The sequence below is a fragment of the Mesorhizobium sp. M6A.T.Ce.TU.002.03.1.1 genome, assembly GCF_003997275.1.
In the GTDB taxonomy this organism is placed as follows: Bacteria; Pseudomonadota; Alphaproteobacteria; order Rhizobiales; family Rhizobiaceae; genus Mesorhizobium; species Mesorhizobium mediterraneum.
On the sequence record NZ_RZTI01000005.1, the window covers coordinates 1 to 14,604 of the forward strand.

The 14,604-nt window shown below is 61.0% G+C and carries 17 protein-coding genes, 1 tRNA gene and 1 pseudogene; 11 read left to right on the forward strand and 8 right to left on the reverse strand.

Going from position 1 to position 14,604, the window contains the following annotated elements:
- From EOC93_RS02750 to EOC93_RS02770, 5 genes and pseudogenes are all read left to right on the forward strand, one after another.
- Positions 1-161: pseudogene (locus EOC93_RS02750) on the forward strand (3-hydroxyacyl-CoA dehydrogenase); the annotation flags it as partial.
- Positions 162-167: 6 nt separating this feature from the next.
- Positions 168-1,340 carry a CaiB/BaiF CoA-transferase family protein gene (locus EOC93_RS02755; protein ID WP_127203785.1) on the forward strand — a complete coding sequence of 391 codons (1,173 nt, stop codon included), beginning with the start codon at positions 168-170 and terminating at the stop codon, positions 1,338-1,340.
- Between the two features lie 39 nt (positions 1,341-1,379).
- Positions 1,380-2,159 carry a HugZ family protein gene (locus tag EOC93_RS02760; protein ID WP_127203786.1) on the forward strand — a complete coding sequence of 260 codons (780 nt, stop codon included), beginning with the start codon at positions 1,380-1,382 and terminating at the stop codon, positions 2,157-2,159.
- A gap of 155 nt (positions 2,160-2,314) precedes the next feature.
- Positions 2,315-2,653: a metalloregulator ArsR/SmtB family transcription factor gene (locus EOC93_RS02765; protein ID WP_123149342.1), complete on the forward strand. Its 339-nt coding sequence runs from the start codon at positions 2,315-2,317 to the stop codon at positions 2,651-2,653.
- Between the two features lie 57 nt (positions 2,654-2,710).
- Positions 2,711-3,514 carry an RNA methyltransferase gene (locus EOC93_RS02770; protein ID WP_127203787.1) on the forward strand — a complete coding sequence of 268 codons (804 nt, stop codon included), beginning with the start codon at positions 2,711-2,713 and terminating at the stop codon, positions 3,512-3,514.
- A 29-nt stretch (positions 3,515-3,543) separates the two neighbouring features.
- On the opposite strand, the gene EOC93_RS02775 is transcribed toward EOC93_RS02770, so the two are convergent.
- Together EOC93_RS02775 and EOC93_RS02780 are read right to left on the reverse strand one after the other, a co-directional pair.
- The gene (locus EOC93_RS02775; protein WP_127203788.1) at positions 3,544-4,713 is read right to left on the reverse strand and encodes a hypothetical protein; all 1,170 of its coding nucleotides are present in this window, start codon (positions 4,711-4,713) and stop codon (positions 3,544-3,546) included.
- A gap of 148 nt (positions 4,714-4,861) precedes the next feature.
- Positions 4,862-5,443: an EipA family protein gene (locus EOC93_RS02780; protein ID WP_095484161.1), complete on the reverse strand. Its 582-nt coding sequence runs from the start codon at positions 5,441-5,443 to the stop codon at positions 4,862-4,864.
- A 356-nt stretch (positions 5,444-5,799) separates the two neighbouring features.
- Between EOC93_RS02780 and EOC93_RS02785 the strand changes: the two genes are divergently transcribed.
- A complete protein-coding gene (locus EOC93_RS02785; RefSeq protein WP_095484160.1) occupies positions 5,800-6,429 on the forward strand; it encodes a histidine phosphotransferase family protein in 630 nt (209 codons plus the stop codon).
- Between the two features lie 246 nt (positions 6,430-6,675).
- On the forward strand, positions 6,676-7,044 hold the full coding sequence (locus EOC93_RS02790; protein WP_095484254.1) for a response regulator: 369 nt from the start codon (positions 6,676-6,678) through the stop codon (positions 7,042-7,044).
- A gap of 120 nt (positions 7,045-7,164) precedes the next feature.
- Here EOC93_RS02790 and ctrA read toward each other — a convergent pair whose 3' ends face one another.
- Positions 7,165-7,860, reverse strand: coding sequence for a cell cycle two-component system response regulator CtrA (gene ctrA, locus EOC93_RS02795; protein WP_006203583.1), 696 nt, complete (start codon positions 7,858-7,860; stop codon positions 7,165-7,167).
- A gap of 451 nt (positions 7,861-8,311) precedes the next feature.
- Between ctrA and EOC93_RS02800 the strand changes: the two genes are divergently transcribed.
- Complete coding sequence (locus tag EOC93_RS02800; RefSeq protein ID WP_029349790.1) at positions 8,312-8,689, forward strand: flagellar export protein FliJ; 378 nt, start codon at positions 8,312-8,314, stop codon at positions 8,687-8,689.
- Positions 8,690-8,777: 88 nt separating this feature from the next.
- Here the strand turns inward: EOC93_RS02800 and EOC93_RS02805 are convergent, their stop codons facing one another.
- Positions 8,778-9,176: a helix-turn-helix domain-containing protein gene (locus tag EOC93_RS02805; RefSeq protein WP_095484159.1), complete on the reverse strand. Its 399-nt coding sequence runs from the start codon at positions 9,174-9,176 to the stop codon at positions 8,778-8,780.
- A gap of 92 nt (positions 9,177-9,268) precedes the next feature.
- On the opposite strand from EOC93_RS02805, the gene EOC93_RS02810 reads away from it, so the two are divergent.
- Positions 9,269-10,195, forward strand: coding sequence for an NADP-dependent oxidoreductase (locus tag EOC93_RS02810; RefSeq protein ID WP_127203789.1), 927 nt, complete (start codon positions 9,269-9,271; stop codon positions 10,193-10,195).
- 71 nt (positions 10,196-10,266) lie between these two features.
- On the opposite strand, the gene EOC93_RS02815 is transcribed toward EOC93_RS02810, so the two are convergent.
- Positions 10,267-10,542, reverse strand: coding sequence for a DUF1153 domain-containing protein (locus tag EOC93_RS02815; protein WP_006203587.1), 276 nt, complete (start codon positions 10,540-10,542; stop codon positions 10,267-10,269).
- An 85-nt stretch (positions 10,543-10,627) separates the two neighbouring features.
- On the reverse strand, positions 10,628-10,777 hold the full coding sequence (locus EOC93_RS33965) for a hypothetical protein (RefSeq protein WP_158302530.1): 150 nt from the start codon (positions 10,775-10,777) through the stop codon (positions 10,628-10,630).
- Between the two features lie 36 nt (positions 10,778-10,813).
- Between EOC93_RS33965 and mnmA the strand changes: the two genes are divergently transcribed.
- Positions 10,814-12,004 (forward strand): tRNA 2-thiouridine(34) synthase MnmA, encoded by a 1,191-nt coding sequence (gene mnmA / locus EOC93_RS02820; RefSeq protein WP_127203790.1) that lies wholly within the window; start codon positions 10,814-10,816, stop codon positions 12,002-12,004.
- Positions 12,005-12,019: 15 nt separating this feature from the next.
- On the opposite strand, the gene EOC93_RS02825 is transcribed toward mnmA, so the two are convergent.
- A complete protein-coding gene (locus EOC93_RS02825; RefSeq protein ID WP_127203791.1) occupies positions 12,020-13,027 on the reverse strand; it encodes a Gfo/Idh/MocA family oxidoreductase in 1,008 nt (335 codons plus the stop codon).
- Positions 13,028-13,369: 342 nt separating this feature from the next.
- On the opposite strand from EOC93_RS02825, the gene EOC93_RS02830 reads away from it, so the two are divergent.
- Positions 13,370-13,446, forward strand: a tRNA-Met gene (locus EOC93_RS02830).
- 333 nt (positions 13,447-13,779) lie between these two features.
- Here EOC93_RS02830 and EOC93_RS02835 read toward each other — a convergent pair.
- Positions 13,780-14,565, reverse strand: a complete 786-nt coding sequence (locus EOC93_RS02835; protein WP_095484155.1) for an SDR family oxidoreductase — start codon at positions 14,563-14,565, stop codon at positions 13,780-13,782.
- Positions 14,566-14,604: the final 39 nt, after the last annotated feature.

Sequence of the window (14,604 nt, forward strand, 5' to 3'; positions counted from 1 at the left end):
CGCAAGAGGTGCAGGATTCGCTGGGCGCCGCGGTGCCCTTCCCGTCCCGTCTCGGCGAGCCTTCCGAATATGCAGCCCTTGTGCTGCACATCATCGAAAACCAGATGCTCAACGGCGAGACCATCCGCCTCGATGGCGCCATCCGCATGGCGCCGAAGTAGCCGACCATGAGTGCCGAAGTCTCCCCGCTGGCGAAGACCGGCCCGCTCGCCGGTCTGACGGTGATCGAGATGGCCGGGATTGGACCGGTGCCGCTGGCCGGCCTGATGCTGTCGGAGATGGGAGCCGAGGTGCTGCGCATCGAGCGGGCTGGATCAACCCAGCCGTTTCTGTCGCTACCGGACGAATATGACATCGACCGTCACGGCCGCTCTATGCTGCGGATTGACCTGAAGCGCCAGGAGGGTGTCGAACTGGTGCTGCGCCTCGCCGAAAAGGCCGACATGCTGATCGAAGGGTTTCGTCCTGATGTCATGGAGCGGCTTGGTCTCGGGCCCGATGCCGCAGTGGCGCGCAACCCGGCGCTGATCTACGGCCGCATGACGGGGTTCGGCCAGAACGGACCGCTATCTGGTCGTGCCGGTCACGACATCACCTGTCTCGCCTATTCGGGTGTGCTGCACGCTATCGGCCAGGAAGGAAGCCGGCCAGTCCCACCGCTCAACCTCGTCGCCGACTATGGCGGCGGCGCCATGATGCTGATTGCCGGCGCGCTGGCTGCGCTGTTTGAGCGTTCGCGCTCCGGCAAGGGCCAGGTGATCGACGCCGCGATGACCGAGGGCGCTTCGATGCTGACGACACCTATGCACGCCTTGATGGCGGCGGGCCTGTGGAGTGACAGGCGCGGCGCGAACCTGCTCGATTCCGGCGCGCCCTTTTACGACACCTATGAGACGGCGGACGCACGGCACGTCGCCGTCGGCTGCCTTGAACCCCGGTTCTTCGCCGAATTCGCAAGACTGCTGCCGCTCGACGAGCGTTTTGTAGGCGGCCAATACGACAGAACTTTGTGGCCAGAGATGCGTGCCGCGATTGTCGATCGGGTCCGGCAGAAGACACGGGACGACTGGGACCGGCTCTTTGCTGCGACCGATGCTTGCGTTGCGCCGGTTCTGTCGCTGAGGGAAGCCAGGGATCATCCGCACAATCGCGCTCGCAACGCCTTTGTGACGTCGGGTGCGCTTGAGCGCCCCGCCCCAGCGCCGCGCTTTTCGCGCTCCCGGCCGACGCTTGCCGCCATGCCGGCCGATCACGATCGTCAGGCGGCGACCGTGCTGGCACGCTTCGGCCTTTCGGCAAGCGAGACTGAGGCCCTTGTCAAATCCGGTGTGATAGGTTGATAACTGGAGAGCAAAAATCAGCTTAAGACGGTGAGCATTTTGGGCGACCGAAAAAAGGACGTGATTCGCGAGACCGACGCCGAAGCGATCAGGCTGGCGAAGACGCTGATCCGCAGTGCCCGTTTCGGCGCGCTGGCGGTGATCGAGCCTGGGACCGGTTCGCCGCTGGCCAGCAGGGTCGGTGTCGCCACCGATATCGACGGCACGCCGCTGATCCTTGTATCGATGCTGTCCGCCCACACCGGCGCGATCCTTGCAGACCCGCGCTGTTCCCTGCTTGTCGGCGAGCCCGGCAAGGGCGACCCGCTGGCGCACCCGCGGTTGACGCTCGTCTGTCGGGCAGCACGACTTGAGCGCGGATCCGACGAGCACGCCCGCGCCGAACGGCGTTATCTCAACCGTAACCCCAAGGCGAAGCTCTATGCCGGACTTGGCGACTTCTCGGTCTTCCGCCTCGAGCCGGAGCGCGCCAGTCTCAATGGCGGCTTTGGCAAGGCCTACTTGCTAGAGCGCACCGATCTGGTCATGACCGCGCCGATCGTCGAAGAGCTTGCCGCTGGCGAACAATCCGCCCTCGACCACATGAATGCCGACCATGGCGATGCAATTGCCGTCTACGCCCGCCATTTCGCCGAGGCCGCAGGCGACGGCTGGATCATCACCGGCTTCGACGCCGACGGCATGGACCTGGCGTTGGGCGACGATGTCTGCCGGGTCTTTTTCTCCGAGCCACTGAGGACGGCGCGTGAGCTCAGGCATGTTCTGGTCGACATGGCAAAGACCGGCCGAGTGGCAGACGAAACACAGTCCGACAGTTAATCGCGTCGGGTCGAAAGCAAGTCTTGAGGTTTGAGTGAAATGTTCTACCCTTTCCCGGTAGCGTTGAATCGTCAGCGCACATTCGCGAGTGAGTCTATGGAATCAGACGCTATTGCCCCCATAGCGCCGGATGAGCAGGAAGGTATGGGGGATCAATGGTCTCGAAAAAGCTAATCGCCAACGCCGAATCAGCGGCTGCGTTTCTGACGCTGATGGGCAACGAGAAACGACTGTTGATCATGAACTATCTGGCCGATGGTGAAATGTCGGTCGGCGCTATCGCCGAGAAGGTTCTGCTCAGCCAATCCGCCCTGTCACAGCATCTGGCCAAACTGCGGGCGCTCGATCTCGTCGAGACCCGGCGCGACCGGCAGATGATCTACTATTCCTGTAAATCCGATGCCGTGCGCGAACTTCTCAACACGCTGGACGGGATTTTCGGCGAGGGTGAGCTGTCGCAGATGGCGTACCGCCTGCGTCGCTCCGGGACTTGACCGGCCGGCCCAAGTTCGCCTTCCCTCGCTGACCCTATTTCGTCTGCCGAGGAACGCATGCGTCCCATTCATATCGACGACCCGCAAGACCCGCGCGTCTCCGCCTATCTCGATATCCGCGAGCGCGATCTTGCCGGCCGGCAAGGCCGCTTCATTGCCGAAGGCAAGGTGGTGCTCGAAATGCTATTCGCCGTCGAACGCTTCACGGCCGAATCGGTGCTCATACTCGAAAACCGGCTGGCCGGCCTCGATGCAACCCTGCGCCGGGCGCCCGCGGACCTTCCGATCTATGTGGCGACCAGCGAGGTCATGGACAGGATTGCCGGTTTTCACATGCATCGCGGCATATTGGCGATCGGCCGCAAGGGTGCGGCGCAGCCTGCCGAGGCCTTGCTGGACACCCTGCCCGCCCGTGCGTTGATCGTCGTGCTGGTCGGCATCGCCAACCATGACAATATGGGCTCGATCTTTCGCAATGCCGCTGCTTTCGGCGCCGATGCGGTGTTTCTGGACACGACCTGCTGCGATCCGCTGTACCGCAAGGCGATCCGCGTCTCGGTCGGCGCCGCGCTGAAAGTTCCCTTCGCCTCCTTCACTGAGACCGGCGGCTTCACCGCAGCGCTCGACCGGCTGGGCTTCGGCCAGTTCGCTTTGTCGCCACGCGGGCGAACCGAGATCCGTAATGCGAAAAGGACCGAACGGCTGGCGCTCTATCTCGGCACCGAAGGCGAAGGCCTGCCTGAGAGCCTGCTCGCCCGCCTGCGGACGGTGCGGATCGATATGGCAGAAGGCTTCGACAGCCTGAATGTCGCCGCCGCGTCAGCCATCGCCTTGCATCATTTTTCGGCAGGCAGGACCTGAGCCGCAGAGGTCAGCATCACTGCCTGGGTTCAATGCGCCGACTCGGCCTTCTGCAGCGCCCGCACGCGATCGGCAAGGCTGCGTTCACCGCTTCCCGATTGCTTGGGTGCCGCAAGAACCTTTGCGATCGGCGAATCCGGCCCGTCGAGCTTCGCCGTCAGGGCGACGACCTGCGCCGCCAGGTCGCTCATCTGCTCGCGCAACGCAGCGCTGGCGCGGCGCGCATCGCTGCCGCCTTCCGATTTGGACGCCTCGAAGGCGGCAATATCCGTTTTCAGTTTCTTGTTCTCGCGGGCCAGTTCCGTCAGCCTCGCCTCCAACCGCTCCCGGTCGCTGTCGAGCTTGGCGATGGCTTTTTCGATGTCTTGGTCGCCCTTGACGGCCGCATCGACCTGACTGCCTTGCACTCCGACGAGACGCACCGCCGACGCGTTTTCCACGCTTTCGCCTTTCGACTTTTCGCGAAGCCGCGCGATTTCCTTTTCGCGGCGGTCAAGCTTGTCCTCGCGATCGGCAAGCGTGGCGAGCAGGCGCTCGACCTTCTTGACCAGTTCGCCGGTCCTTTTCTTTTCGGCCTTCAACGCGTCTCGCACGGCCTTGCTCTCGGCCGCGATCTCCTGTTGGCGCCTGTCGGCTTCCTTGCGTTGGCCGCGCAGCACCGAAATGTCGTCGGCCAGCTTTTGCAGCTCGGATTCGCGTGCCACAAGTTCGATCTGGCGGCTGCTGGAAGAAAAGCTGGCGTCGTCATACATGTGCTCCAGCTTTTTCAGCTCGAGCACACGCCTTTCCAGGGCATGCTCGGCTTGAGCGAGCCGATCCGACAAAAGCTGCAACTGGTCTTGGCGCTGCCGAAATTCTTTGCCCTTGGCCTCGAGTTCGGAAAGGGCCTGTTCCTTGTCCTTCCGCTCGACCGCCAGTTCCTTCAGTGCCTCGCGGCCGCGGCCGATCTCTACAAGCTGTTCGGCCGATTTCTCGCGCAGCGATTTGACGGTCATCTCAAGCCGGCGCGTCGACATGGCGAACTCGGCGCGGATGCGATCCTTCTCCGCTTGGATCTCGGCCAGTGTCAGCGGCATCGAGCCCTCGACGCGTTTGCGCGTCAGCATCACGGCCCGCCGCCAGATGGCCGGGGCAATCATCAGCGCCAGAAAGCCGGCGCAGAGAAAGCCGAGGACAAAGAACAGGACCGACTGAACCAAGGTGACTATCCGTTATGGACGGCAAACAACCGTTATGGACTGTGCCACGTTCGCATGACGGAATTCCAGTGCTGCGGCAAGGGTCTGCCGCAGCAATGTCCAGATCGTCAACCCTGGAACCAATCGAGATCGCGAGGCAACCGCTTGCTCAGAACGGATTCCAGGTGGCGCGCTGGGTAAGCTTGAGATAGCCGAGATTGACACCAAGCCGGGCGCCGACGCCGGTACGGATCGGCACCAGCAGCACATTGTTGTTTTTCATCACGTTGAAGCCGACGCCAGCCACGATATAGGCCGAGCCGGCAACGCCGCCGAAACGATTGTAGAGGCTGTTCACATCATCGAGATTATAGACCAGCATCATCACCCGCGAGCCTTCGCCGCCAAAATCCCAGCCAAGCGACGGGCCCTGCCAGAACACTTTGTGATCACCGGCATTCTTGGTGTAGAGCGTGCCTTCGCCATAGGTCAGGCCACCGATCAGCGCGCCCGAGCCCTCTTCGCCAAGCAAATAGCCATTGGGCAGGCCGTAGGAGGCGAAAATCTTCTCGACGACGGTAGCGAGCCCGCCCGACGTCGCGCCGAAGAATTTATGACCGGAATCGACGATCTCCTGAGAGGTATATTCCTGGGCCCGCGAAGCCGAGGTTGAAAAGACGACAAGGCCCACGAGAGCGATCGCCATTGAGATGACACGGAAAAGGCTCCGGTCGTAGTATCGGGAATACATGCTTCCAATCTCCGTCAGGGAGCACCTTCGCCGACGCCTCGCATCCGTGCGGCTCTTTGGCGGCCGTTAAGGATGGCTGTTATGGGCAAACTATGCCGTAATCCTTTTTCAACCATTAAGCTTTCACATGAAGATGGCGGTTAGAAGGCTGGTTCGAGCCGGTTTCGCGTCGCCCGCGCAGTATCCGCACCCTGCGTGAACACACCATTTTCGATAACGACAATTCCGGATTTGTTGCTGCACGCTCAGGCGCTGTGTATTCAGTAGGCCTTGGGAGAGAGCGTGATTCGTGTGGGCAGGCGTGATCATCGATCGCCCGGCCATTTTTTAGTGAAATTTTGCAGGGACTTTCGCCGATGGCCGAGCTTTTCACCCTTTCCGCACCCGATCTCGCAGCGCTTTTGTGCAGCCGGGTCTGCCACGACATCATTTCGCCAGTCGGCGCCATAAACAACGGGCTCGAGCTGCTCGATGAAGGCGGCGCCGACGAAGACGCCATGAAGTTGATTCGCCAGAGCGCCAGAAACGCTTCGGCCCGCCTGCAATTCGCCCGCATCGCCTTCGGCGCGGCCGGCTCTGCCGGCATGATGATCGACACGGGAGACGCCGAGGCCGTAGCGATCGCCTTCCTGAAGAACGAGAAGCCGGAACTGGTCTGGAACGGAACCCGCGCACTGCTGCCCAAGAACAAGGTCAAGCTGCTGCTTAATCTCATTCTCGTCGCCAACGCCGCCATCCCGCGTGGTGGCAAGCTTACGGTCACGCTTGAAAACCTCGACACCGAACCACGCTTTGCGCTTGCCGCGAGCGGTCCGATGCTGCGCGTGCCGCCCAAATTCCTGGAACTTCATTCCGGCAACAAGCCTGAGGAGCCGATCGACGCGCATTCGGTGCAGCCCTATTACACACTGCTTCTGGCGCGCGAGGCCAATATGACGATATCGATCCACGCGACCGCGGAAGAAATCGTGCTTTCGGTTGCCTGAGGCAGCCAAGCTGGCCGAAAAGGACAGATAAGTATTTTTCTAGACAATATTTACTACTCCACCACAGTCGAACGAAATGAGTCTTCCCACCTAGATCGGATGAAGCATCGACCAAGTAGTTTCTGTATAAGCCGTTCTTGCAAAAATTTTACCTAATGGCTTTTCGGCTTCTTTACCGGATTGACCTACAGTGCCCTTCAGTACCGCGACGCTGCCGGATTGCCGCATGGCAAAGAGGGCCCGGAAATGAAACGCTGCATGTTCATCGACGATTCGAGCGTCATCAGGAAGGTTGCAAAGCGCATCCTGGGTGGGTCCGACATGCTGGTCATCGAAGCCGCCAGCGGATTTGATGCGGTCGAGATGTGCACTGCCGACATGCCGGACATCATCGTCATCGACGGCGCGTTGCCGGACATGCAGGCGGTGGACGTCATCCGCCGCGTGCGCGCCATGGAAAGCCCGGTTCAGCCCCAGATCCTGATTTCGCTGGTTGAGGTCGACGTCGCTTCGATCATGCGGGCAAAGCGCGCCGGCGCTCAAGGCTATCTGCTGAAGCCGTTCAATCGGCCGCAACTTCTCGAGCGCTTCCGCACCTTGACCGTTGCAGCCTGATTCGCCGAACCCCTCGCGCATGATCCGGGAAATCGGCGCTCTAATATCTGCGACATGAACGCAAAATCCGGCCGAAGCCGGATTTTTGTCGGAAAAATCGATCGGATCGGCGTTGTCGGCTCAGGCGCTGACGCGGATATCTTCCGGCTCGCGCAGCACATAGCCGCGACCCCAAACCGTCTCGATGTAATTCTGGCCGCCGGAAGCAGCGTCGAGCTTCTTGCGCAGCTTGCAGATGAAGACGTCGATGATCTTCAGCTCCGGTTCGTCCATGCCGCCGTAAAGGTGGTTGAGGAACATTTCCTTGGTAAGCGTGGTGCCCTTGCGCAGCGAGAGCAGCTCCAGCATCTGATATTCCTTGCCGGTCAGATGCACGCGCTGGCCACCGACCTCAACGGTCTTGGCATCGAGATTGACCACCAGGTCGCCAGTGGTGATCACCGACTGGGCATGGCCCTTGGAGCGCCGCACGATAGCGTGGATGCGGGCGACCAGTTCGTCCTTGTGGAACGGCTTGGTCATGTAGTCGTCTGCGCCGAAGCCGAGGCCGCGTACCTTGTCCTCGATGCCGGCCATGCCGGAGAGGATAAGGATAGGCGTCTTCACTTTCGAAAGGCGAAGTGTTCTCAAGACCTCATATCCCGACATATCGGGGAGATTGAGGTCGAGAAGGATGATGTCGTAGTCGTAGAGCTTGCCTAGATCGACCCCTTCTTCGCCAAGATCGGTCGTATAGACATTGAAACTTTCCGATTTCAGCATCAACTCGATGCTTTGTGCGGTCGCACTGTCATCTTCTATCAGCAGAACACGCATTTCATTCCCCTTTTCTGCTGCCGGACCATTTCACGACCCGTCCAGGACCGGAGCAGTGATTGCCTGAGCAGAGGCTGCCATCGAATGGTTAACAAAACCTAATTCCGTGCCGTTGACGGTACCAGATTTTTTAACCCCTTTCTACACCTTGTTGAATTTAATAATGAATCACAGAACCAAACCGCTAATGCAGAACATTAAAAAGCCAGACTAAGTGACTCCAGGGACTCGTCGGCCGCGTTTCCGTATCGAGAGCCGGAATTTTTACCCCGCCTTAAGTCCTGAGCCGTATGATTAACAATGCCCGTAAACGAATGGTTACCGCCGGAAAAAAACTTTAGGAATTTGTTTCCCATAGTTCCGGTAAAGTCGGTGGAAACGGGTGAAGCCTGAGGTTTGCCAGGTGGATTGGGCGATATGTGCAGGTGTGCGTTTCCAGGAGTACCGAATCATGAAGTCACGTGAAAACCTCGTTCGGCTGAAGCAGTTTCAGGTGAACGAGAAGAGGCGGCAATTGCTGCAACTCGACATGATGATCGCTGAATTCGAGCGCATGGCTGTCGAACTGGAGCTTCAGATCACTGCCGAAGAAAAGAAAGCCGGCATCACCGACATCAACCATTTTGCCTATCCGACCTTCGCCAAGGCAGCGCGCCTGCGCCGCGACAACCTCAGAAATTCGCAAAGCGACCTCGCCCAGCAACGAAGCGTCGCCGAATCACTGCTCGGCGAAGCCGAAGCGGAGCTTTCCAAAGCGGAAATGCTCGAATCGCGCGACACCAAGATCCGCGACGCCGAGACCGGCGGCCGCAGCGCCATGATCGGCTGAAAACAAGGCTTTAAGGGCCAATCAAAGCCCAGCGATCCGGGCGTTGCTCATCTGGAACGTCGCCGCTCATACCGGGCCGTCAGCAGGCTTACGCCACCAAATCCCCTTCATGTTCCGCGACCGCCCGCGCCCGGGCATCCTTGATGTCGGGAGCATGCTGCTCTGACCAGGACCTGATCTGATTGAGCAGCCCCGCCAGGTTCTGGCCGAGCTCGGTCAATTCATATTCGACCCGCGGTGGGATAACCGGAAAGATCTCGCGCCGCACCAGGCCATCGCGCTCAAGCACGCGCAGCGTGTGCGTCAGCATTTTCGGAGAAATGCCTTCGAGCTTGCGCGCCAATTCGCCGTTGCGCAGCCGGCCCCGGCGCAACGCGCAGATCACCAGATAGACCCATTTGCTGGCGAGCATTTCAAGCACGGTGTGCGAGGGGCACGTCCGCCGGAATGCGTCGTAGCCAAATGGGGATTTATCTTCGCTATCCATAAGGTGCCTATATATCGAAAAGGTACATACTAGACAAGCGGATATTACTATCCAAATGATAGTGGCACACCAACAAGCAGGAGAGCCTCCCAATGCGTGCCGTTATCCAGAATTCCGTCGGCGGACCCGAAGTCCTCGTCATTGCCGACCGTCCCGCACCGTCGCCCAACGCCGGCGAGGTGCTTATCCGCGTCGGCGCCTCCGGCATCAATCCAGTCGATGGCGCGGTTCGCGCCGGCCGCTATCCGCTGCTCGGCGAGCCGCCCTTCATCCTCGGCTGGGACGTTTCGGGAACCGTTGAGGCGCTGGGGTCTGGCGTAATCGGCCTCAAGGTCGGCGACGCCGTATTCGGAATGCCGCGCTTTCCCAAGCAGGCGGCCGCCTATGCCGAATTGACCGCCGTCCCGGCGGACGAGATCGCGCCGAAGCCGAAAGGCATCGATCACCTCCATGCCGCGGCACTGCCGCTGGCCGGCCTGACGGCCTGGCAAGGTCTGGTTCGCCATGGCGGGCTCGAACAAGGCCAGCGCGTATTGATCCACGCGGCGGCCGGTGGCGTCGGGCATTTGGCGGTGCAGATCGCCAAGGCGCGCGGCGCTTATGTCGTCGCCACCGCGAGCCCTGAAAAGCTCGACTTCGCACGCTCGCTGGGAGCCGACGAAGTGATCGATTACACAAAGGATGATTTCGTCGACAAGGCCCATGACATCGACCTCGTCCTGGAGATGTTTGGCGGCGATCATGCGCAGCGCTCGCTGAAGGTTCTCAAGGCCGGCGGCGTGCTGGTGTCATTGCTCGATGTCAGCGACACCACAAAGGCAGAAGCCAAGGCGCAAGATATCCGCGTCGAGCGGATGTCCGTCGTGCCCGACCGCGCAGGCCTTGTAGAACTTGGCAAGCTTATCGAAGCGAAAAAGCTTGCCGCCCATGTGGCAAGGGCCTTTCCGCTCGAAGAAGCAGGCGCTGCCCATGCCTTTCTCGCCACCAGGCCGATCGGCAAGGTGGTGCTGACGGCCTGAAGCAGAGAAAACCGTTCCGGCAAAACAAAAGGGCGCGGATTATCGCGCCTTTTGACGTCCTCGAACCAGCCTTAATGCCGATATTGCTGGATGCGCGTCGTGCGCAGCCCGGCAAGGCCATATTCGTCGATCGACGCCTGCCAGGACAGGAATTCCTCGGTGGTCAGCTTGTAGCGCTGGCACGCCTCTTCGAGGCTCAAAAGCCCGCCGCGCACAGCCGCCACCACTTCCGCCTTGCGTCGGATAACCCAGCGGCGTGTGTTCGTCGGCGGCAGATCGGCAATCGTAAGAGGGCTGCCGTCAGGCCCGATAACATATTTGACTCGCGGTCTAACAAGATCGGTCATCGTACTCTCTACTAAAAACTCAAAGACCCAATCCCCACCACATTACCGCCACAGCTTTAAAAATTGCCTAAGCAGACCCTAATAGCTAGGTAAGGATCATGAACGCCGCGTTAGTCTTTTCGTCGGCATTTGAGATATCTGCCGGCAAGCGCCGCATCCGTTCAAAAAAATCGGCCAGTTCGCGAAGCTGGCGTACCTGGAAAGCTTGACCTATATTCCGGCCATTGGCATTCAAGCGCCGTCGTCCAGGCGCATGCAGAACGAAAGAACCATGAACAGCCTCGACCTTCCCCGACGTCCCGAAGATACCCGCATCGTTGTCGCCATGTCGGGCGGAGTCGATTCGTCGGTCGTTGCCGGCCTTTTGAAGCGCGAAGGCTATGATGTCGTCGGCGTAACGCTACAGCTCTACGACCATGGCGCGGCAACGCACCGGGCCGGCTCGTGCTGCGCCGGCCAGGACATCGACGATGCCCGTCGCGTCTCCGAGACGCTCGGCATTCCGCATTATGTGCTCAATTACGAGGAGCGCTTCCGCAAGGCGGTGATCGACCCCTTCGCCGAGAGCTATGTGGCCGGCGAAACGCCGATCCCTTGCGTTTCCTGCAACCAGACGGTGAAGTTCGCCGACCTTCTGACGACCGCCAAGGAGCTTGGCGCCGACGCGCTGGCCACCGGCCATTACATTCGCTCCGGCGCCAATGGCGCCCATCGCGCACTGTACCGGCCGGTCGACGCGGACCGCGACCAGAGCTATTTCCTGTTCGCCACCACCCAGGCGCAGATCGATTATCTGCGCTTTCCGCTCGGCGGCCTGTCGAAGCCGCAGGTTCGTGCTATCGCCGAGGAAATGGGACTGACGGTCGCCGCCAAGCACGACAGCCAGGACATCTGCTTCGTGCCGCAGGGCAAATATTCAGACATCATCGCCAAGCTGAAGCCGACTGCTGCCAATCCGGGCGATATCGTCCATATCGACGGCCGCGTGCTCGGCCGCCATGAAGGCATTTTGCGCTACACGATCGGTCAGCGCCGCGGCATCGGCATCGCCTCGGGCGAGCCGCTCTACGTCGTCCATCTCGACGCCGACCGGGCCCGCGTCGTTGTTGGCCCGCGCGAGGCGCTGGAGACGCACAAGATCTATTTGCGCGACATGAACTGGCTGGGCGACGCTGCGCTGTCCGACATCCCGGCGGCCGGGCTGGAGCTTTTCGCCAAGGTCCGCTCGACACGCCCGCCGCGCCCGGCGGTGCTGCATCACAGCGCCGGCGTCACTACGGTGGAGCTGGTCGACGGTGAGTCCGGCATCGCGCCCGGCCAGGCCTGCGTGCTCTATTCCGACGACGGCAACGAGGCTCGCGTGTTCGGCGGCGGCTTCATCGAGCGTTCCGAGCGAGGCGCCGAGGCTGAGGCTATGCTGACGCGGCTGGCGGCCCGGCCGGCGCAGGTTCCTGCCGAATAGACGGTGATCCCGATTCTATCGGGATGGATCAGGCTCTAATACAGCGGCGCTTTTCTCTCGGGAAGACGATCCGGTGTGGGTAATCGTGCCAGCGGTCAGGATGCGCAGCACCCTGATGGCTTCCTCGCCGCCGGTGCGCGGTTCTGCCCGCGTCTCGATGCACTGGATGAAATGCTCGAGCTCTCGCGTCAGCGGCATGCCCTCGCCCACCGCCACGTAGGACGGCTCGTTGGTGGTGAAGGCCCATTGGCCGCTGTCTTGCCACACCGCGTGGCGGTAGACGGCGAGCTTGCGCTCCCACGGCTCGACATCGTCGAACACCGCCATCGCCTTGGTGCCGACCACGGTCAGCCGCCGTTCGCGGTAAGGATTGAGCCGCGACGCGAAGAGATGGCTGCGCAGGCCGTTGGGAAAGCGCATATGCAGATGCGCGAAATCACTGAGATTGTCGAGGAGCGCTGCCCCTTCGCCGCGCACCTCGATCGGCTCCGTGCCCGTGATGGCCAGGATCATCGACAGATCGTGCGGCGCCAGATCCCACAGCGCGTCGTTCTCGGTGTGGAACTTGCCGAGCCCGAGCCGGTGCGAATGTATATAGCGGACCTCGCCGAGCTCGCCATTGTCGATCAGCGCCTTCAACGTCTCGAAGGCTGGATGAAAGCGCAGCACATGGCCGACCATGAAGACGCGGCCATTGTCGGCCGCCGCCTTTACCGAACGCTCGGCATCCGTCACCGTCAGCGCGATTGGCTTTTCCACCAGCACGTCCTTGCCGCCCTGGACGGCGCGCACCGCCATATCGGCGTGGAACTGCGGCGGCAGCGCCATGACGATGGCGTCGATGTCTTTTCGAGCAAACAGCGCCTCCGGCTCGATCGCCAGGCAATCCTGTTCACTGGCGAAGCCTTCAGCGCGGGCTGGGTTGACGTCCGAGACCGCGTGAAGCGCGCCGAGCGCCTTGAGGGTGCGGATGTGGTTGCTGCCCCAGTATCCGCAACCGAGGACTGCAATGCGCGGTTTCATCAATTCCAACTCTAGAATTTCGTGGCCGAGACATAGCGGCGCACTCCGCCGAACTCAACCCCGGCATTTCAGCTCAAATTCCTGCCCGGTAGAGCTTTTCGCCCATTGGAGCGACGCACGTCCGCTTGGACGCACAAAGTTCTCACCTCATGACTTTGACCCTTCGCACCGTGCTTTCCGAAATCGATTCCGATATCCGGCCCGAAGCGATAGAATATGCCAATATGCCGGCTGCATCGATGCTTGACAGGCTTGGCCTCCCAACCTTATATCCGCCCGACCTTGGCGAACGCTTCGACATGCCTTCTGATTTAAGGCGGATTTCGGGCCTTTCGCCGCCCTGGCGGGGTAGCTCAGTTGGTTAGAGCACGGGAATCATAATCCTGGGGTCGGGGGTTCAAGTCCCTCTCCCGCTACCAAAATCTGGTTAACTCACTGAAATCTATAATAAATCTCCCCCTCGATGGTAGCGCCATCGGACGGAATTTCATAATGAGATCAAAGGAGCACTCGACTCGGAAGTAGCCTTAAGGGCAGCCGTCGCAACACGCATCGAGTGGTGGCGGAGCCGGAGAACTGCTCTTGCCGCGTGAACACGCCCAACTTAAGCGACCGGCCGGAACGCTCCGGGATGCCTGACCTCAAGGTCCGTATCGATCTTGGCGGCAGCTTGCGTCTCGTTGGGCGGACTTCTGGCCAAAGCGACTGAGAGCCGCGTAGGGCGTCTGAAGGCCTTGGCCGTTGCACGCTGCTCAGCGGAACATCGAGCCACCATCCACGTCGAGCGCCGCGCCGTAGATAAAACTTGCGGCATCGGAACAGAGGAACAGGATCGCGGCAGCCATGTCATCGGGCTGGCCCATGCGGCGAATCGGCAGGTTGGCTGCGATGCGATCCTTGAGGGCCTGATCGACATGCGAGTGCATCGGCGAATCGGTCGGCCCTGGATTGAGGGCGTTGATGCGCACTTTCTTTCCCGCCAGCTCGCGCGCAACGGACTTCACCAGCGACAGCGTGCCGGCCTTTGAAGCTGCATAGGCCGTGTCGGCGATGAGGCCACCGCCACCGTGCACGCCAGCGTCAGAAGCCACGCAGACAATGTTTCCACCGTTGGGACTGCCTTGCATGCGCTGCACGGCCCCCTGAACGGTGAAGAAGGTGCCCAGCAGATTGACGCCGAGCACACGCTGCCAGTGCGCCCAATCCTGTTCCGGGATTCTCTTGGCGGTAATGATCGCGGCGCAGGTGACGACATTGTCGAGCCGCGCCAGATTGGCGTCGCAATAGTCGAACATACGCCTAATGCTGTTGGGATCGCCCATGTCGGCCACCACCTCATGCGACGATGCGCCTATTCCTTTCAGTTCGTCGTGACGCTTGCTGAGGCCCTCCGCATCGCGGTCGCAGAGCACGACCTCGGCCCCCTTGGAAAGGAATGCACGGGCGGTCTCGAAACCCATGCCGCTCGCGGCGCCGGTCACCAGCACGGTTCTGCCGGCAAAGCTGTCTTGGGCGAATGTGGCGTATGCGTCAGTCATGGTTTCTCCGAGAACAAGCGGGATTAGCCGGCCACAGGC